Source organism: Pseudorhizobium tarimense, assembly GCF_022968135.1.
Classification (GTDB): domain Bacteria; phylum Pseudomonadota; class Alphaproteobacteria; order Rhizobiales; family Rhizobiaceae; genus Neorhizobium; species Neorhizobium tarimense.
On record NZ_JALJRA010000010.1, the window covers coordinates 61,645 to 79,548 of the forward strand.

General features: G+C 59.6%; 14 protein-coding genes and 1 pseudogene. 10 read left to right on the forward strand and 5 right to left on the reverse strand.

Annotated elements, in window-relative coordinates; genetic code table 11:
• Positions 1 to 10 precede the first annotated feature (10 nt).
• Positions 11 to 833, reverse strand: a pseudogene (locus MUU54_RS13480) (pyruvate, water dikinase regulatory protein).
• A 399-nt stretch (positions 834 to 1,232) separates the two neighbouring features.
• On the opposite strand from MUU54_RS13480, the gene hemE reads away from it, so the two are divergent.
• The 8 genes from hemE to MUU54_RS13520 all read left to right on the forward strand — a co-directional run bounded on the left by hemE (position 1,233) and on the right by MUU54_RS13520 (position 9,881).
• Positions 1,233 to 2,264, forward strand: coding sequence for a uroporphyrinogen decarboxylase (hemE, locus tag MUU54_RS13485; RefSeq protein WP_247244539.1), 1,032 nt, complete (start codon positions 1,233 to 1,235; stop codon positions 2,262 to 2,264).
• Positions 2,264 to 2,809, forward strand: a complete 546-nt coding sequence (gene hemJ, locus MUU54_RS13490) for a protoporphyrinogen oxidase HemJ (protein WP_247244540.1) — start codon at positions 2,264 to 2,266, stop codon at positions 2,807 to 2,809. Before hemE ends, hemJ begins: the two co-directional genes overlap by 1 nt.
• A gap of 186 nt (positions 2,810 to 2,995) precedes the next feature.
• The gene (gene rho, locus MUU54_RS13495; protein ID WP_247244541.1) at positions 2,996 to 4,261 is read left to right on the forward strand and encodes a transcription termination factor Rho; all 1,266 of its coding nucleotides are present in this window, start codon (positions 2,996 to 2,998) and stop codon (positions 4,259 to 4,261) included.
• Positions 4,262 to 4,339: 78 nt separating this feature from the next.
• Complete coding sequence (gene mnmE, locus MUU54_RS13500) at positions 4,340 to 5,647, forward strand: tRNA uridine-5-carboxymethylaminomethyl(34) synthesis GTPase MnmE (RefSeq protein WP_247244542.1); 1,308 nt, start codon at positions 4,340 to 4,342, stop codon at positions 5,645 to 5,647.
• A 34-nt stretch (positions 5,648 to 5,681) separates the two neighbouring features.
• Positions 5,682 to 7,559: a tRNA uridine-5-carboxymethylaminomethyl(34) synthesis enzyme MnmG gene (gene mnmG, locus MUU54_RS13505; protein WP_247244543.1), complete on the forward strand. Its 1,878-nt coding sequence runs from the start codon at positions 5,682 to 5,684 to the stop codon at positions 7,557 to 7,559.
• The gene (rsmG, locus tag MUU54_RS13510) at positions 7,559 to 8,173 is read left to right on the forward strand and encodes a 16S rRNA (guanine(527)-N(7))-methyltransferase RsmG (protein WP_247244658.1); all 615 of its coding nucleotides are present in this window, start codon (positions 7,559 to 7,561) and stop codon (positions 8,171 to 8,173) included. The genes mnmG and rsmG overlap by 1 nt, the downstream gene beginning before the upstream one ends.
• 19 nt (positions 8,174 to 8,192) lie before the next feature.
• Positions 8,193 to 8,984, forward strand: coding sequence for a ParA family protein (locus MUU54_RS13515; protein WP_247244544.1), 792 nt, complete (start codon positions 8,193 to 8,195; stop codon positions 8,982 to 8,984).
• A gap of 18 nt (positions 8,985 to 9,002) precedes the next feature.
• Positions 9,003 to 9,881: a ParB/RepB/Spo0J family partition protein gene (locus tag MUU54_RS13520; RefSeq protein WP_247244545.1), complete on the forward strand. Its 879-nt coding sequence runs from the start codon at positions 9,003 to 9,005 to the stop codon at positions 9,879 to 9,881.
• On the opposite strand, the gene holA is transcribed toward MUU54_RS13520, so the two are convergent.
• The 3 genes from holA to leuS are packed head-to-tail and all read right to left on the reverse strand — an operon-like array spanning position 9,878 to position 14,086.
• Positions 9,878 to 10,927: a DNA polymerase III subunit delta gene (gene holA, locus MUU54_RS13525; RefSeq protein ID WP_247244546.1), complete on the reverse strand. Its 1,050-nt coding sequence runs from the start codon at positions 10,925 to 10,927 to the stop codon at positions 9,878 to 9,880. The genes MUU54_RS13520 and holA overlap by 4 nt on opposite strands.
• The gene (locus tag MUU54_RS13530; protein ID WP_247244659.1) at positions 10,915 to 11,418 is read right to left on the reverse strand and encodes a hypothetical protein; all 504 of its coding nucleotides are present in this window, start codon (positions 11,416 to 11,418) and stop codon (positions 10,915 to 10,917) included. The genes holA and MUU54_RS13530 overlap by 13 nt, the downstream gene beginning before the upstream one ends.
• A gap of 37 nt (positions 11,419 to 11,455) precedes the next feature.
• Positions 11,456 to 14,086 (reverse strand): leucine--tRNA ligase, encoded by a 2,631-nt coding sequence (gene leuS, locus MUU54_RS13535; RefSeq protein WP_247244547.1) that lies wholly within the window; start codon positions 14,084 to 14,086, stop codon positions 11,456 to 11,458.
• Positions 14,087 to 14,261: 175 nt separating this feature from the next.
• On the opposite strand from leuS, the gene MUU54_RS13540 reads away from it, so the two are divergent.
• On the forward strand, positions 14,262 to 14,921 hold the full coding sequence (locus MUU54_RS13540) for a YggS family pyridoxal phosphate-dependent enzyme (protein WP_247244548.1): 660 nt from the start codon (positions 14,262 to 14,264) through the stop codon (positions 14,919 to 14,921).
• Positions 14,922 to 15,009: 88 nt separating this feature from the next.
• Positions 15,010 to 16,947, forward strand: a complete 1,938-nt coding sequence (locus MUU54_RS13545) for a propionyl-CoA synthetase (RefSeq protein ID WP_247244549.1) — start codon at positions 15,010 to 15,012, stop codon at positions 16,945 to 16,947.
• Between the two features lie 50 nt (positions 16,948 to 16,997).
• On the opposite strand, the gene MUU54_RS13550 is transcribed toward MUU54_RS13545, so the two are convergent.
• On the reverse strand, positions 16,998 to 17,708 hold the full coding sequence (locus MUU54_RS13550) for a DUF1013 domain-containing protein (protein ID WP_247244550.1): 711 nt from the start codon (positions 17,706 to 17,708) through the stop codon (positions 16,998 to 17,000).
• Between the last annotated feature and the right edge of the window lie 196 nt (positions 17,709 to 17,904).

A 17,904-nucleotide genomic window follows, 5' to 3' on the forward strand; every position in this document is an offset into this window, starting at 1 on the left:
CAGAGGCGAATTATCTCAGCTTGTTGCGTAGCGCAACGATGGCGGCGGCCGCCTCTTCGATGGACCGGCGCGTGACGTCGATCACCTGCCAGCCATGGTGTGCACAGAGTGCCCGCGCATGTTTGAGTTCCTCCTGGATACTTGCGCGGTCGGTATGATAATCCCGATCGAGGCCCTGGGTTGAGCCCGATTCCCTGTTCTCCCGAACCTGCGAGATGCGCTCCGTCGTCGCAACAAGACCAACCACGAGGGGTCGCTTCGCCTGGATAAGACTTGGCGGCAGCTCCGCGCCGACCACGATTGGAAGGTTAGCGGTCTTGATACCGCGGTTGGCGAGATAGATACTGGTCGGCGTCTTGGAGGTGCGGCTGATGCCGACGAGCACGACATCGGCCTGATCATAATCCTCCGGCAGCTGGCCGTCGTCATGGTCCATCGTGAAGTTCAGAGCATCCATGCGGGCAAAGTAGGTGGCATCGAGATCGTGCTGAGCGCCGACCCGCCGCCTGGAGGGGGAGCCGAGGTAGCGCTGGAAGGTCGCAATGACCGGCTTCCAGGACATTGACGCTTGGCGTGCCGAGCTCGTTGCAGCGCATCTCGACCAGCGCTGCCAGCTCCTGATCAATGAGCGTGTAAAGAACGATGCCCGGCTGGCGATCGATTGCCTCCAGCACGGCGAGTAGCTGCTTGCGGTTTCGGATCAGCGGATAAACATGCTCAATCGGCGCGGAACCAAAGAACTGAGCCGATACCGCCCGACCGGCCGAGATCAGGGTTTCACCGGTCGAGTCAGAAACGAGGTGCAGGTGAAAGAAGTTTTTCCGGTTCTCCACGCTGTTCTTTACCCTTTGTTGATAACTCGGGAGAACCGCAAGCCGGTTCATGACGAGGTCCATCTGGAGGGGAAAACCGCCGAGTTGTCCACATTCGGTCGATGGACCTGCTGAGATCAGCAGCACTTGTGGATAGTGGTGAGGAGTTTGGATCCTTGCTTCTAGATTCACATGTTTTCCACAACATCCTCTCTCTTGTGGACTAAGCCACCCCGTTGATGTTGCATCAGGATCTCTTCTTATCCCTTCAAGTGTGAAATCGCCCCGAAACAAGCCGCGCTGTCTTCTTCGACGTGGCGGATCGCCGCGCTTCACGTGGACAGCGTTTAATCCTTGATACCCACCGACTCTAAGAAATAGAAAGCCTTTTAAAATAGATTCCTATTTAGGAGGAAAACCTTGACCGGCCCATTCCGGAAGATCGTGGCGGTGCTCGAAGGGCAGACCGTGTCACCTCCCCCCATCTGGCTGATGAGACAGGCAGGGCGCTACCTCCCGGAATATCGCGAGACGCGTGCGGAGGCCGGAAGCTTCCTCGATCTCTGTTATTCGCCGAAGCATGCGGTGGAAGTGACGCTACAGCCGATCAGACGCTATGGCTTTGATGCGGCGATCCTGTTCTCCGACATTCTGGTGATCCCGGATGCGCTGAAGCGCAATGTGCGCTTCGTGCAGGGCGAGGGTCCGCAAATGGATCCGATCGACGTGGCCGAGATTGCCGGTCTCAGCCCTGAAGGGGTGATGGATCATCTGGCGCCGGTGATCGAAACCGTGCGTCGCCTGCGCCAGGAGCTTCCGGAGGAAACGACGCTTCTCGGCTTCTGCGGCGCGCCATGGACGGTTGCGACCTACATGATCGCCGGCCACGGGACGTCCGATCAGGCGCCGGCCCGGCTCTTTTCGTACCGCAACCCGCAGGCCTTTCCACGTCTCCTGGACATTCTTGCCGACATTTCCGCCGAGTATCTGATTGCGCAGCTGGATGCCGGTGCCGATGCGGTGCAGATCTTCGATTCCTGGGCGGGTGTTCTGGGCGAAGAGGAATTCCAACGCTACGCCGTGGGGCCGGTGTCGCGCATCATCGGGAAGGTCCGGGCCGCACGACCCGGCGCGCGGATAATCGCCTTTGCCAAAGGTGCCGGCATGAACCTGAAGTCATACCGCCAAGGCACCGACGCAAATGCGATCGGGCTGGACTGGACGGTGCCGCTTTCCTTTGCGGCGGAGCTGCAGAAGGACGGACCTGTGCAAGGCAACCTCGATCCGATGCGGGTGGTGGCTGGCGGGGCTGCTCTGGAAGAGGGTGTCGACGCAATCCTGCAGAAGCTCGGAAACGGTCCGCTGATCTTCAATCTAGGTCATGGGATCACCCCGGAGGCAGACCCCGCCCATGTGAGTGATCTGGTCCGGCGTGTGCGGGGAGCCATGTGATGACTGAGACGGAAAAGCAGGTTTCCAGTTCAGCCGGACGACGGGCGGGAACACGCGCCTATATTGCTCTCGCGATCTTTGTGGCGATCATCATCGGCCTCTATGTTGTCCAGCCGGACAGCTTCTCGCGCTGGATGACGGCGCTGCATGTGATCGCCGTGATTTCATGGATGGCGGGGCTTCTCTACATGCCGCGGCTGTTCATCTACCACAGCGACGCTGCGCCGGGTTCGGAGCAGTCGGAAACCTTCAAGGTGATGGAGCAGCGGCTGCTGAAGGTCATCATGAACCCGGCGATGATGATCACCTGGATCCTGGGGCTCTATCTCGCCTGGGATGTCTTCCGCTTCCAGGGCGGGTGGCTGCACGCCAAGATCACCCTCGTCGTCGTCTTGACCATCGTGCATGTGCTGTTCAGCCGGACGGTGCGCAGGTTTGCAGCAGACGGCCCGCGCAAGTCACCGCGCTACTGGCGGATGATGAACGAGGCCCCGACCCTGCTGATGATCGCCATCGTGATCCTGGTTATCGTCAAGCCGTTCTGATTCCGGCTCGCCTTTCGGCGAAGTTTTGTGCAGAACCCCTTGCGAGGTTTCGCCAGACTCGCTATTTTCGCGCCATCTCATCTCGTGGCATGCGTGTAATCACTCATACTCCCCGGAGAACCTCCGCGGTCGAGGGTTTCACCGGCACGCCTTTTTCCCCTTCTACGCTCAACGTGGTCCCCCTTCATGGCTGAAATGAAGCTTCAAGAACTCAAAAGCAAATCCCCTACCGATTTGCTGACCTTTGCCGAATCGCTCGAGGTCGAAAACGCCAGCACGATGCGCAAGCAGGAGCTGATGTTCGCGATCCTCAAGGTTCTGGCGAGCCAGGACGTCGAGATCATCGGTGAGGGTGTGGTGGAAGTTCTGCAGGATGGCTTCGGCTTCCTGCGCTCGGCCAATGCCAACTACCTGCCGGGCCCGGATGACATCTACATCTCTCCTTCGCAGATCCGTCGTTTCTCGCTGAAGACCGGCGATACGGTAGAAGGTCCGATCCGCGGTCCAAAGGAAGGCGAACGCTATTTCGCGCTGCTGAAGGTCAACACGATCAACTTCGATGATCCGGAGAAGATCCGCCACAAGGTCCACTTTGACAATCTGACGCCGCTCTATCCGAACGAGCGGTTCAAGATGGAACTGGATGTTCCGACCTCAAAGGATCTCTCTTCCCGCGTGATCGATCTGGTTGCGCCGCTGGGCAAGGGCCAGCGTGGACTGATCGTGGCGCCGCCCCGCACAGGTAAGACGGTTCTGTTGCAGAACATTGCCCACTCGATCACCAACAATCATCCGGAATGCTACCTGATCGTGCTGCTGATCGACGAGCGGCCGGAAGAAGTGACCGACATGCAGCGCTCGGTTCGTGGCGAAGTGGTTTCGTCGACCTTCGATGAGCCTGCGGTTCGCCACGTTCAGGTTGCCGAAATGGTGATCGAAAAGGCAAAGCGCCTGGTCGAGCATGGCCGCGACGTCGTCATCCTGCTTGATTCCATCACCCGCCTCGGCCGCGCCTACAACACCGTTGTCCCCTCATCAGGCAAGGTATTGACCGGTGGTGTAGACGCCAATGCTCTGCAGCGCCCGAAGCGCTTCTTCGGCGCAGCCCGCAACATCGAAGAAGGCGGCTCGCTGACGATCATCGCAACGGCTCTCATCGATACCGGCAGCCGCATGGACGAAGTGATCTTCGAAGAGTTCAAGGGCACCGGCAACTCGGAAGTTGTGCTCGACCGCAAGGTCGCAGACAAGCGCATCTTCCCGGCAATGGACATCCTTAAGTCCGGCACCCGCAAGGAAGACTTGCTTGTGCCGCGCCAGGATCTTCAGAAGATCTTCGTGCTGCGTCGGATTCTTGCGCCGATGGGAACGACGGACGCCATCGAGTTTCTGATCGACAAGCTCAAGCAGACGAAGAACAATGGCGATTTCTTCGACTCGATGAACACCTAGGAGTTCATTAGCCGGATTCTCGGTTTTCCGCCCGGCATCCGTGCCGGGCGTTCGTGTTTGGAGCGTCAGGTGCTGCACATGAAACCTCCCGCTGATACGATCTTCGCCTTGTCAAGCGGCGCTCTTCCCGCCGGTGTTGCTGTTGTGCGGCTGAGCGGCCCGCGCGCTTTCCGTGCCTTGGAAGCGCTGACGCAAAAGCCCTTGCTGGAAGCGAGGCAAGCCGCGCTGCGGAAGATCGTTGGCCGCAGTGGTCTGATGTTGGATAAGGCGCTGGTGCTGACCTTCCAGGCGCCCCACTCTTTCACCGGTGAGGACGTCGTCGAACTTCATCTGCACGGAAGCCGGGCAGTCGTTCACGCTGTCCTGGGAGAATTGGGTGAAATGATCGGCCTAAGGCAGGCGGAGGCGGGCGAATTTTCCCGTCGCGCGTTCGAGAATGGGCGGTTGGACCTTATTGAAGCAGAGGGCTTGGCAGAACTCATCTCCGCAGAAACGGAGATGCAAAGGCGCTTGGCTGTCGAGCAAAGCTTCGGTGGCCAGTCGGCACTTTACGAGGGTTGGGCGCAACGATTGACCTATGCTCGGGCGATGATCGAGGCCGAGCTTGACTTCGCTGACGAGGATGATGTGCCAGGCTCTGTGGCCGACAAGATGGTGCAGGACATCAGGAAGCTTCAAGACGAGCTCGGCCGGCACCTAACGTACGCACGGGCCGGCGAGATCATCCGCGATGGTTACAAGATTGCGATCATCGGTGCGCCGAATGCGGGGAAATCAAGCCTGCTCAACGCTCTTGCGAGCAGAGACATCGCGATCGTTACGGAGGTTGCCGGTACTACCCGAGACATCATCCATGTGGATCTGGACCTTGATGGATATCTGGTGAAGCTGTTCGACACTGCCGGGCTGCGGGATAGCGAGGATCTGGTGGAACAGGAAGGCATCCGTCGGGCTTGGATGGCGATTGAGGAGGCGGACCTCGTCATTCACCTCGAGGAGATTGATTCGCGGGCCGAACGACCTGAACTTCCGCGTCACAAGGAGATACTTTGGGTCGGAAGCAAGAGCGATCTCCACCAGACATCCCTGAACTATGATCTTTGCCTGTCGGCAAAAACAGGCGAGGGAATCCCTGGGTTGCGTGCCTTCATCGTTGAGAAAATACAAGGCGTCTGGGCCGGAGGCTCTGTGCCGACACGCCAGCGGCAACTGGACCTGCTCAAAATCGCTTCCAATTCCATACGAGACGCGCTAAATGCGCGGGAGCTTGAGTTCCGTGCTGAGCATCTACGTTCTGCAGCAGCCGCGCTTGGTCGAATCACGGGACGCGTTGATGTCGAGCAACTTCTCGACGTCATCTTTTCGCAGTTTTGCATCGGCAAGTGATTCACGTGAAACACGTGGAGCATGGAAGGTCACTATGACAGTTTCTTACGACGTCATCGTCATCGGCGGGGGGCATGCCGGCTGCGAGGCCGCCAGTGCTTCGGCGCGCATGGGCGCCAGAACCGCCCTCATTACTCACAAGCGCGAAACTATTGGCGTGATGTCGTGCAATCCTGCGATAGGTGGCCTCGGTAAAGGGCATCTGGTGCGCGAGGTCGATGCGCTGGATGGCTTGATGGGGCGTGTGGCCGATGCTGCGGGCATTCAGTTTCGCATGCTCAATCGCCGAAAGGGACCGGCGGTCAGAGGTCCGCGGACACAGGCGGATCGAAAGCTTTATCGCCTAGCCATGCAGCAGGCGATTGAGGATCATCCTAATCTGGTGGTTATCGAAGGCGATGCGCACGACATTATGACACGCGAAGGATGTGTCTCTGGTGTAGCCATGGCTGATGGACGCATGTTTACTGCGCCCTCGGTCGTTCTGACGACGGGAACCTTCCTTCGGGGTCTTATTCATATCGGCACCGAAAGGATTCCAGCCGGACGTGTCGGTGAGGCGCCGTCTCAAGGATTGTCTGCTACACTTGCCCGTCATGGCGTTGCACTAGGTCGCCTCAAGACGGGTACGCCAGCAAGGCTTGATGGAAGCACGATCGACTGGTCAGTCGTTGGCAGACAGACAGCCGACGATGAAGCCGTCCCCTTCTCCTTCATGACGGGACGCATTACCAACCCTCAGATAGAGTGTGGCGTCACGCGCACAACCGATGCAACGCACAAGATCATTGCGGACAACATCCACCTCTCTGCCATGTATTCTGGACAGATCGAAGGTGTTGGGCCGCGATACTGCCCGTCGATTGAGGACAAGATCGTCCGGTTCGGAGAGCGGAACGGCCATCAGATCTTTCTTGAACCGGAAGGTCTCGACGATACCACCGTTTACCCAAATGGGATTTCAACTTCTCTCCCGGCGGCTGTGCAGGAGATGTTCATCCGCACGATCCCTGGGCTGGATAAGGTGCGGATCGTTCAGCCAGGTTACGCCATCGAATACGATCACGTTGACCCGCGAGAGCTCGACATGTCACTAGAGCTTAGGAAGCTGCCGGGCCTCTTCCTAGCTGGCCAGATCAACGGGACGACCGGATATGAAGAGGCAGCCGCGCAGGGCTTAGCTGCAGGGCTCAATGCCGCGCTCAAGGCAGGTGGCCACGATGATCCTTATCACTTCAGCCGGTCAAGTTCCTATCTAGGCGTGATGCTCGACGACCTCACCTCCCGCGGCGTAACTGAACCTTATCGGATGTTCACATCCCGTGCGGAATACAGGCTTTCGCTGCGTGTCGACAATGCCGATGCGCGGCTAACGCCCGAAGGCATTAAACTTGGGCTTGTGGGGTCTGCGCGCGCTGAGCATTATCAAGCCTTCGAGGAAGCAGTGACGCGGTGGCGGTTGCGGCTAAAGACGCTATCCCTAACACCCAATGAGGCCGCGTCCCATGGTCTCAGGATCAACCAGGATGGTCAACGCCGTAGCGCCTTCGACCTGCTGAGTTATCAGGATGTTACCGTCGCCTCGCTCCGCAGCATATGGGGAGAACTGAATGATGTCCCCAAGCGCGTGGCGGAAGCTCTCGATATCGAGGGTGGATATGCGGTCTATCTGGAGCGGCAGGAAAGCGACATTGCCGTTCTGCGTCGCGATGAAAGCCTTCGGATTCCCGAGGACTTCGACTACGCCGGGTTGTCGGGCCTGTCAAATGAGCTGAAGCAGAAGTTGTCACAGCAAAGGCCCAGCTCACTCGCTCAGGCCGCCCGTATGGAAGGAATGACACCGGCGGCGTCTGCCCTGTTACTCGCGATGCTGAGAAAACAGCCGCTGGATCGCGTGATGAGAGTCTCGTGATGCAGCTGAACCGCAAGCGTGTTTCACGTGAAACGCAAGAGCGGCTTGAGCATTTTGCAGATCTGTTTCGTAAGTGGTCTGCGCGCATCAACCTTGTGGCACCCTCGACGCTCGCAGAGCTGTGGGATCGACACATCGCCGATAGTGCGCAGATTTTTCAGCTTCGCCCTCAAGCCGCCACTTGGGTGGATCTGGGATCCGGTGGGGGATTTCCTGGTATAATTACGGCTATTCTGATGCATGAGGCTGAAGGTGGCTGGGTTCATCTGGTGGAAAGCAACCAGAAAAAGGCCTCGTTTCTGCGTATTGCGCTCTTGGAAACGCAGGCTAAGGGCGAGGTTCATCCTGTTCGCATCGAAGAGGCCGTCAAGAAAATTAAGTCTTGCGAGTTTGTTTCCGCCCGTGCGCTGGCGGACCTGAACCTACTCTGTCAATACTCGGCACCATGGCTGATGGACGGAAAGGCAAGTGGTTTCTTCCACAAAGGCCGGGATTACCGGTTCGAAGTGGATAAAGCGCGTGGTGAATGGCAGTTTGATCTGGTAGAACATCAGAGTGCCGTAGAGATCGACTCGGTCATCCTTGAGGTGAGTGGTCTCCGGCCAAGGGATTGATAGCCTCCTCAGGTGCGGTATGAGCCATAACAATCGCATTATCACCATAGCGAATCAGAAAGGCGGCGTCGGCAAGACGACCACCGCCATCAATTTGGCTACCGCCCTCGCGGCGATCGGTGAGCATGTTCTGATCGTTGATCTTGACCCGCAAGGGAACGCAAGCACGGGGCTTGGCATCGACCGGCGTGACCGCGCGGTTTCTTCGTATGATCTTTTGATGGGGACGCGTTCGGTGGATCAGACGGTCCTGCCGACTGCGGTGCCGAACCTTTCGATCGTACCGTCCACCATGGATCTTCTCGGCTTCGAGATGGAGATCGCGCAGCAGCCGGATCGGGTCTTCCGGCTCAAGCGTGCACTGCAGGAGATCGCCCTTCCCTATTCCTATATCATCCTGGACTGCCCGCCCTCGTTCAATCTGCTGACGATGAATGCGATGGCTGCCGCGCAGTCGGTTCTCGTCCCGCTGCAATGCGAGTTCTTTGCGCTTGAAGGGTTGAGTCAGCTTCTGGAAACGGTCAATCAGGTGCGGCAGACTGTGAACCCTAGCCTGGACATCCAAGGTATCGTGCTGACGATGTTCGATGCCCGCAACAATCTTGCCCAGCAGGTGGTGAGCGATGTCAGGACCTATCTTGGCGATAAGGTCTACCACACGCTGATCCCGCGGAATGTTCGCGTCTCGGAGGCTCCGTCTTACGGCAAGCCGGCAATCCTCTACGATCTAAAATGTGCAGGCAGCCAAGCCTATCTGCAGCTGGCATCGGAAGTGATTCAGCGGGAGCGGCGTCGCAAGGCAGCAGCCTGATAGACTGGTGGTGAAGACATGAGCGATGATCTCTCTAAGCGCCGTCTGGGGCGCGGGCTGGCAGCGCTGATCGGTGAGATGGATCAGCCTCTTCAAGTGGACGAGCCACCCAAGCCGATCAATCCGGACCGGATGGTGCCGATCGAACATGTCGGTCGCAACCCCCGCAATCCGCGCCGCCAGTTCGATGAGGCGGATCTCCAGGATCTTGCAAGCTCAATCCGTCAGCATGGCATCGTGCAGCCGGTGGTTGTGCGTACGGTTGGTGATCGACTGGAGATCATCGCTGGCGAGCGGCGCTGGCGAGCTGCGCAGCTGGCGGGTCTTCACGAGATCCCCGTTATCATCCGCGATGTCGACGACCGCACTGCGCTCGAAATCGCGATCGTCGAGAACGTTCAGCGCGCTGATCTCAATCCGCTGGAAGAGGCCATGGGATATGATCAGCTGATCGCTGACTACGGCTATACTCAGAACGATCTTGGCGGCATCATCGGCAAGAGCCGCAGCCATGTGGCCAACAGCTTACGGCTTCTGAAGCTGCCGGATCCGGTGCGCGACATGCTGGCTAGCGGAGATCTGTCCGCTGGCCATGCGCGCGCTTTGATCACGACATCGGATCCCGTGTCCCTGGCCAGAATCATCGTCGCCAAGGGCATGTCCGTCCGTGACGCGGAGCGGCTCGCGCAGAACGACATTAAGCAACAGTCCCAGCCGGCTGCCGTGGCAAAAGCGGATCAGAAGGATTCTGATACGTTAGCACTTGAGCGGTCGCTGTCAGATGCGCTTGGTCTCGAGGTCAAGATCAATCATAAGGGTGGTGCAGGACAGATGCGGATCTCCTACCGCACGCTGGAACAGCTTGAAGATGTCTGCCGTCTTCTGGAGCGCCGCTAGGCCGTCTGCCGCTGACTGCGCGCTGACTGTAGCGCGATCGCCATCAGAGTCTGGAAAGCGATGCTCTCCTCCAAGCTCTGCTTTTGCCGGGTCTGCAGGATAGCGGTCTGGATCCGCTGGGTTTCCCTTGATAGGGCAGCCGGCGTCCAATTGCGTAGCGCCTTTTCGATGATCGGCTTCCGCTTGAAGTGAATGTGGCGTCCAAGCGTCATCATCACCTGACCGATCTGCAGGTTCTTTTCTTCCATCTCCGCGCGCATCAGGTCCATCATCTGGAACTGCTTGAGGCAGGACTGCAGGACGAGGAAGATCGGTGTCTTTGACGTGCCAACCTTGTGCAGCGAATGGCGCAGCGCCGGCAGGTTTCCCGTCAGGATAGCGTCGACGGCTTCGTCCGTGGAGACGCTGCTGGCATCTCCTATGATGGCGGAGACGTCTTCCTCCTCCACTGTGCCCCTACCTCTGCAATAGAGGGAAAGTTTACGGATCTCGTTACGAGAGGCAACGCGATCGCCGCCCAAGAGGTCAAGGAGAAGCTTGCGTGCTGCCGGTGTGATGGTGAGCCCATCCTGACCAAGCTCCGCATCTATTAAGGCGTTCAAGGCCTTTGCGTCGTCGGCGTAACAGGGAATGACCGCAATGGTATTCGCCGGTTCCGCGATCTTGCGCAGTCCGCTCCCCTTCTTAAGATCGCCTGCCTCGACTATCAGAATGTTGGCGGGATCTGGCCCGGCGGCAAGCACGGACATAGCGTCGAGCAATGGCTTCTCATTGGATGCGCCACGAAGCCATATGAGCTTCTCTCCGCCAAACAGGCCAAGCGCATTGACCTCGTCGAGGAGTCGCCCGGGATCATTGTGAAGGTCAGAGACATCAAGCTTCAGCATGGCGAAGGGATCGTCCTGCGCCACCCCCGACTTCTTTGCCAGAAGCGCTGCACGTTCCGAGACGAGGCCCCGGTCAGGCCCGTAGATCACGAAGATCCGATAGCCGCCCGTTCCGCGCCCGGCGAAGCGGTCGAACTCGTGAGACTTTACTTCTGCCATGTCACCTGGGGCTGTGGTTCCTCGGCGAGCGCAATCGCCAGGTCCGCGCGGATGAACTCGGCAAGCTCCCGCCCTGCCCGCTCTTCCGCATCGCGCACGGCACGCAGTTCGGCGAACTCCTGGCTTGATACGTCGAGCAGCGCAGTGACCCGGCGAGAACCCGTCTTCAGGACCGACGCGTCCTTGATCCGCGTGAGCGTATAGGTGCCTGTGACGACGACGCGGCCGGGCTGCAGACCCACCGCATCCTCGTCATCCAAGATGTCGCTGTAGGCGGCGACGACATTCAGCGCCACCTGATATTGCGGGAGCCTTGGCTCTCCTTCCCCGCCTGATGTCAGGAAGATCAACCGATTGCGAACCACCTGCTCGACACGGTCGTCGGCCGGGGTGAAGGCGATGTCCGCGAGCTTCGCGCCGGTACCTGCAGCCTCCGAATAAAGAGGCCGTACCTGACAGGCACTCAGTAGGGCGGCGGCGCCCACCATCATCACCAGTTTTGGGAGCAGCGAGGGGCGACGGAAGAATTCAGACGACAATGTTCACGATCCTCTGTGGGACGACGATAATCTTCTTCGGTGCCCGTCCGTTCAGTGCAGACCGTACGGCGTCCATCTCAAGGACCGCAGCCTCGACGTCACTTTGCGATGCGTCGCGCGCGATTGTCAATTCGGCGCGCTTCTTGCCGTTGATCTGAACCGGCAGCATAACGTTGTTCTCGACGACCAGTCCCGGATCGAAAGTCGGCCAGCTCGCTTCGGCGAGGAGGCTATCGTTCCCGAGTGCCTTCCAGCATTCTTCCGAAAGGTGGGGCGTCATCGGTGCCACGATCTGGACGGCGATCTCCGCAGCATTGCGAACGGCAGCAAGAAAGGCAGCGTCACCTTCTCCCGCGGCAACACGCGTCAGGGGCCCTGCCAGCGCATTGACCAACTCGTATATGCGTGCCACCGCCTTGTTGAAGGCAAGGCGATCATAGTCATCCTGCACCGCCTTCAGCGTCTTGTGGGCGATCTGCGAGATCCCGAGTGCCTCACCTTCCTTAGCCGGCGTCGCCTGCACGGCAGCAAGCTGGTCCGCCGCCTCCGAAATCAGGCGCCAGAGGCGCTGCGTGAAACGATGCGCTCCTTCTACACCAGCTTCCGACCAGATGACGTCACGGTCCGGAGGCGAGTCGGAGAGGACGAAGAACCGCGCGGTATCCGCGCCATAGGAGGCGATGATGTCGTCTGGGTCCACCACGTTCTTCTTCGACTTCGACATCTTCTCGATCGAGCCGATGGCGATTTCCTCGCCGGAGCTGAGCAGGGTTGCACGGCGCTTGCCGTCGATCTCCTCGATGCGGATATCGGTCGGAGACACCCACTCGCTGCTCGCACCGCTGCCGCGGCGATAGGTTTCGTGGACGACCATGCCCTGCGTGAAGAGGCCCTTGAAGGGCTCCTTCACGTCAACATGCCCGGTCTCCTTCATGGCGCGGGTGAAGAAGCGGGAGTAGAGGAGGTGCAGGATGGCGTGCTCGATGCCGCCGATATACTGATCGACCGGCAGCCAATGATTGGCGGCCTTCGGATCCGTGGGGTCTTCCGCCCAAGGTGCCGTGAACCGGGTGAAATACCAGCTGGAGTCCACGAAGGTATCCATGGTGTCGGTTTCACGCCGGGCCTGCCCGCCACACTGTGGGCAGCTCACGTGGCGCCAGCTGGCGTGTCGGTCAAGCGGATTGCCGGGCTGGTCGAAGGTTACGTCGTCCGGCAGCTTGACAGGCAGGTCCTTCTTCGGGACCGGCACCACGCCGCAGATTTCGCAGTGGATCACAGGGATGGGGCAGCCCCAGTAACGCTGGCGCGAGATACCCCAGTCGCGCAGACGGAAGTTCACCTTCCGCTCGCCTTGCGGCATGTTCCCTAGAAGCGTGCTGGAGAGACGATCGGCGACGGTCGCGAATGCTTCCTCAGTAGACTTGCCGTCCAGGAAGCGGGAATTTATCATCAGGCCGTCACCGTCGTAGGCGGTATCGCCGATCACGAAGCTCTGTGCATCTGCGTCGGCCGGCATCACCACCGGAACCACCGGCAGGTCATACTTACGTGCGAAATCAAGATCGCGCTGGTCGCCCGAAGGGCAGCCGAAAATGGCACCGGTGCCGTAGTCCATCAGCACGAAGTTCGCCACATAGACCGGCAGCTCCCAGTCCGGATCGAGCGGGTGGCGGACTCGGATACCGGTGTCGATGCCCTTCTTCTCCGCCGTCTCGAGGGCGGCAAGCGAGGTGCCGTGATGTCGGCATTCCTCGCAGAAAGCATCGACTTCCGGGTTCTTCGCGGCGGCTTCCTTTGCCAGCGGATGGTCCGCAGCAATGGCCAGGAAGGAGGCGCCGAAGAGCGTGTCCGGACGCGTCGTATAGACCGTCACCTCGCTTTGGCCTGTCGGCGCAGTCTCAGCTACGATCTCCCAGCGGATCGTCATGCCCTCGGAACGGCCGATCCAGTTCTTCTGCATGAGCCGGACTTTTTCCGGCCACTGGTCGAGCGTGTCCAGCGAATCGAGCAGGTCCTGGCTGAAGTCAGTGATCTTGAAGAACCACTGCACAAGGTCGCGCTGTTCCACCAAGGCGCCGGAGCGCCAGCCGCGGCCATCGATTACCTGCTCGTTCGCCAGAACCGTCTGGTCCACCGGGTCCCAGTTAACCTTGGACTGCTTGCGGTAGACAAGGCCCTTTTCCATCATGTCGAGGAAGAGGTGCTGCTGCCGGTGGTAATAGTCGACATCACAGGTGGCGAACTCGCGCGACCAGTCGAGTGATAAACCCATCGCCTTCAGCTGCGCCTTCATCGAGGCAATGTTCTGGTAGGTCCACTCCTTGGGATGGACCTTGTTGTCGCGGGCAGCATTTTCCGCCGGCATGCCGAATGCGTCCCAACCCATGGGGTGAAGGACGTTAAAGCCACGGGCGCGCTTGTAGCGCGCCACAACATCGCCCATCGCATAGTTGCGAACGTGGCCCATGTGGATGCGACCGGACGGATAGGGGAACATCTCGAGGACGTAGTACTTCTCCCGCGGATCGGAGTTGTCCGTTTCGAAGGCCTTGGCTTCCGCCCATCTTTGCTGCCAGCGTGGCTCGACCTCGCGCGGATTGTAACGTTCACTCGCCATTTGAAAAATATCCGGAAAAGCTTCAGAAAGATTGGGCAGACCTTCATCATGAAAGGCTTCAAGCGTCAAGTTTTAGAGGCTGAAGACGGCAATGTCGCGCCACGCGGCACGCCACCCTTGGCAGGCGGCGGCTGGGCAGGTAATCGGTCCGTACAAGTGCAAGGAAGGGTAGCAGATGAGCGTCGAAGTCCGGCTGGCGGAGATTAAGGAACGGATCGCAACAGCAGAGCGGCGTGTGAGGCGTGCCGCCGGTTCTGTCACGCTGGTTGCGGTTTCGAAAACCTTTGACGCCGACGCCGTCCGCCCGGTTCTTGAGGCGGGGCAGCGGGTTTTCGGCGAAAACCGCGTTCAGGAGAGCCAGGGCAAGTGGCCGGAGCTGAAGGGCGACTTTCCGGATATGGAGCTGCATCTGATCGGTCCGCTGCAATCAAACAAGGCGGCCGATGCGGTCGCTCTTTTCGACGTAATTGAGACGGTGGACCGGGAAAAGATCGCCCGTGCGCTTGCGGAGGAGATGCACAAGCAGGGGCGGACGCCACGGCTTTATGTGCAGGTGAACACAGGGCTTGAGCCGCAGAAAGCAGGCATCCCACCAAAAGAAACGCCCGCATTTGTCGCTAAGTGCCGGGAGGAACTGTGTCTTTCGATCGAAGGGCTGATGTGCATTCCGCCCGCAGAAGAAAATCCGGGACCGCATTTCGCCCTTCTGGCGAAGCTCGCGAAGGAATGCGACGTGGAGAAGTTGTCGATGGGCATGTCCGGCGACTTCGAGACGGCGATCGAGTTCGGCGCCACGAGCGTCCGCGTGGGCTCCGCCATCTTTGGCAATCGTTAGGTCGCTTAGCCCTTAAGTCTGGCTTTCCAGGCTCATCTGCCTCATCCTACATGCGTTCCATGACTGCGCTGGGACTTGGGAGGAGCAGATGCAGAGCAAGTATTTCGACATCTATGCCAATTGGCAGGCAGATCCTGATGCCTTTTGGCGCGCTGCCGCGGAGAAGCTCGACTGGTACAAGCCGTTCGACACGGTGTTTGACGCAGATCAGGGCGTCTATGGACGATGGTTCGTCGGGGGAGAGACGAACACCTGCTTCAACTGCCTCGATCGCCATGTCCACCAAGGGCGTGGCAGCGAGACGTCCCTGATCTTCGACAGCGCCATGAATGGCGCGAGAGCGCGGTTCACCTTCGAAGAGGCCGTGTCTGAAGTTCAGGCCATTGCTGCCGTTCTGCGCAACCATGGCGTCGGCAAGGGCGACCGGGTAGTCATCTACATGCCCATGATCCCTGAAGCGGTCTTTTCGATGCTCGCCTGCGCCCGGCTGGGTGCGGTCCACTCTGTGGTCTTCGGCGGTTTCGCAGCCCATGAACTGGCAACGCGCATCGACGACTGCGGCGCCAAGGTAGTGATCAGCGCCAGCTGCGGGCTCGAGCCGGGGCGGGTGGTGCCCTACAAGCCGCTGCTCGACCATGCGGTCGACATGGCAAAAACGAAACCCGAGATCTGTCTGATCCTGCAGCGGGACGAGTTGCATGCGCCGCTGCGCTACGAACATGGCGACGTCGACTTCCGCCATGCGGTCGAAGTCGAGAAGGTCAATGGGACCGTGGTCGACTGTGTGCCGGTGGCGGCGACCGATCCGCTTTACATTCTTTATACTTCCGGCACCACAGGGCAGCCGAAGGGTGTCGTTCGGGACAATGGCGGCCACATGGTCGCGCTGCACTGGACGATGGAAAACGTCTATGGCGTCAAGCCCGGCGACGTCTTCTGGGCGGCTTCCGACATCGGCTGGGTCGTCGGCCATTCCTACATTGTCTACGCACCTCTTCTTGCCGGCAATGCGACGGTGCTCTTCGAAGGCAAGCCGGTTGGTACTCCCGATGCCGGCACCTTCTGGCGGGTGATTTCGGACTACGATGTGAAGGTCCTGTTCACGGCGCCGACGGCCTTCCGTGCGATTCGGCGCGACGAGCCGGAGGGCGATCTGGTTCGCGATTACGATCTCTCGGGACTTCAGGCCCTTTTCCTTGCGGGAGAGAGGGCTGATCCGGAGACATTAAAGTGGGCCGAGCGGGTACTGCAGGTGCCGGTGATCGATCACTGGTGGCAAACGGAAACCGGCTGGCCGATGGTCGCCAATCCGTTTGGTCTCGGTCTTTTGCCGTTTAAAGACGGCTCGACGACGCAGCCGATGCCAGGCTATGCGGTGGAGGTCCTCAACGACGAGGGGCATCCGGTGCCGCGGGGGACGCTGGGCAACATCGTTGTAAAGCTACCGCTCCCACCGGGATGCCTCGTCAGCTTCTGGAACGCCGACGAACGCTTCCGGCAGGCCTGCCTTACGGAGTTTCCGGGCTACTACAAGACCGCGGATGCCGGCGTGATGGACGAGGAGGGTTATATCTCGGTGATGGCCCGGACCGACGACATTATCAACTGCGCCGGCCACCGCCTCTCCACCGGAGCGATGGAGGAAGTCTGTGCCATGCATCCGGATGTCGCCGAATGCGCTGTCATCGGTGTGGCCGACCCTTTAAAGGGCCAGGTCCCGTGCGGGTTCGTAGTGCTGAAAAATCGTGTGTCCCGCGATGAGGCGGCGATAGAGCGCGAAGTGGTGGATCTCGTGCGCAGCGAGATCGGTCCCGTGGCAGCTTTCCGGACGGTGATGGTGGTGAAGCGCCTGCCGAAGACACGCTCAGGCAAGATCCTGCGCGGAACGATGCAAAAGATCGCCGACGGGATGCCGTGGACAATGCCGGCGACGATTGACGATCCAGCGATCCTTGACGAGATCTCATCCATCCTGCAGCAGCGCGGTTATGCCCGTGCGCCGGGCGGCATCAAAGAAAGCGCCTGAAACGAAAAACCCCGGCTTTAGCCGGGGTCGAACTTTCGAGTTTCGGCAGCTCAGTAGCGGCCGTCATCCTCGTCTTCATCGCGCGGTGCCGACTTCAGCGAGCTCAGCTTGGCGAAGACGGCGTCGGCGTCGATTTCCTTCTCGTCCTCGCGCTCGTTGCGGTAGTCGTAACCGAGGTTCTCGGTCTCGGACGCGGACTGGAGCGTGGCGCCCGCTTCTTCCATGGTCGGTAGCGGACGCCCCTTGGAGGCCTTCTCGACTTCCAGATCCAGGTCGATCTGACTGCACAGGCCAAGTGTCACCGGATCCATCGGAGTCAGGTTGGCCGAATTCCAGTGGGTCCGATCGCGGATCTGCTCGATTGTCGACTTCGTGGTGCCGACGAGACGAGAAATCTGCGCGTCCTTCAGTTCCGGATGGTTACGGACAAGCCAGAGGATGGCGTTCGGACGGTCCTGGCGCTTGGAGACCGGCGTGTAGCGCGGGCCGCGGCGCTTGGATTCCGGCACGCGAACCTTTGGCTCCTGCAGTTTCAGCTTGTAATTGACGTCCTTCTCGCCGCGCTGGATCTCGTCGCGGGAAAGCTGGCCCGTGGCGATCGGGTCGAGGCCCTTGATGCCCTGCGCCGCTTCGCCATCGGCGATCGCCTTCACCTCAAGCGGATGCAGCTTGCAGAACTGCGCGATCTGGTCGAAGGAGAGCGCCGTGTTGTCGACCAGCCAGACAGCCGTCGCCTTCGGCATGAGCAATTGTTGAGCCATGGATATAGTTCCTCTGTCCGTCCGCGCCGGTGTCGCGGGCCGTGGGTATCAACCACAATTTCCGGGAATTCGAAGGGTCTATAACCGGAATGCGGTGGAATTGCAAATATCGCGCAACATGAACCGTTTGTCTAATTGATGAGCCGGTTTCACCTGATATGAATGCAGCATCATCCGGATCGTATCGTCCGGTTTC

Bases quoted from the DNA above. Each gene is read 5' to 3' on its own strand.
- MUU54_RS13540 (WP_247244548.1), top strand. From the start codon at position 14,262: ATGAGCGTCGAAGTCCGGCTGGCGGAGATTAAGGAACGGATCGCAACA.
- MUU54_RS13545 (WP_247244549.1), top strand. From the start codon at position 15,010: ATGCAGAGCAAGTATTTCGACATCTATGCCAATTGGCAGGCAGATCCT.
- holA (WP_247244546.1), bottom strand. From the start codon at position 10,927: ATGGCAGAAGTAAAGTCTCACGAGTTCGACCGCTTCGCCGGGCGCGGA.
- MUU54_RS13515 (WP_247244544.1), top strand. From the start codon at position 8,193: ATGAGCCATAACAATCGCATTATCACCATAGCGAATCAGAAAGGCGGC.
- rho (WP_247244541.1), top strand. From the start codon at position 2,996: ATGGCTGAAATGAAGCTTCAAGAACTCAAAAGCAAATCCCCTACCGAT.
- hemJ (WP_247244540.1), top strand. From the start codon at position 2,264: ATGACTGAGACGGAAAAGCAGGTTTCCAGTTCAGCCGGACGACGGGCG.
- MUU54_RS13550 (WP_247244550.1), bottom strand. From the start codon at position 17,708: ATGGCTCAACAATTGCTCATGCCGAAGGCGACGGCTGTCTGGCTGGTC.
- mnmE (WP_247244542.1), top strand. From the start codon at position 4,340: ATGAAACCTCCCGCTGATACGATCTTCGCCTTGTCAAGCGGCGCTCTT.
- MUU54_RS13520 (WP_247244545.1), top strand. From the start codon at position 9,003: ATGAGCGATGATCTCTCTAAGCGCCGTCTGGGGCGCGGGCTGGCAGCG.
- rsmG (WP_247244658.1), top strand. From the start codon at position 7,559: ATGCAGCTGAACCGCAAGCGTGTTTCACGTGAAACGCAAGAGCGGCTT.
- MUU54_RS13530 (WP_247244659.1), bottom strand. From the start codon at position 11,418: ATGATGGTGGGCGCCGCCGCCCTACTGAGTGCCTGTCAGGTACGGCCT.
- leuS (WP_247244547.1), bottom strand. From the start codon at position 14,086: ATGGCGAGTGAACGTTACAATCCGCGCGAGGTCGAGCCACGCTGGCAG.
- mnmG (WP_247244543.1), top strand. From the start codon at position 5,682: ATGACAGTTTCTTACGACGTCATCGTCATCGGCGGGGGGCATGCCGGC.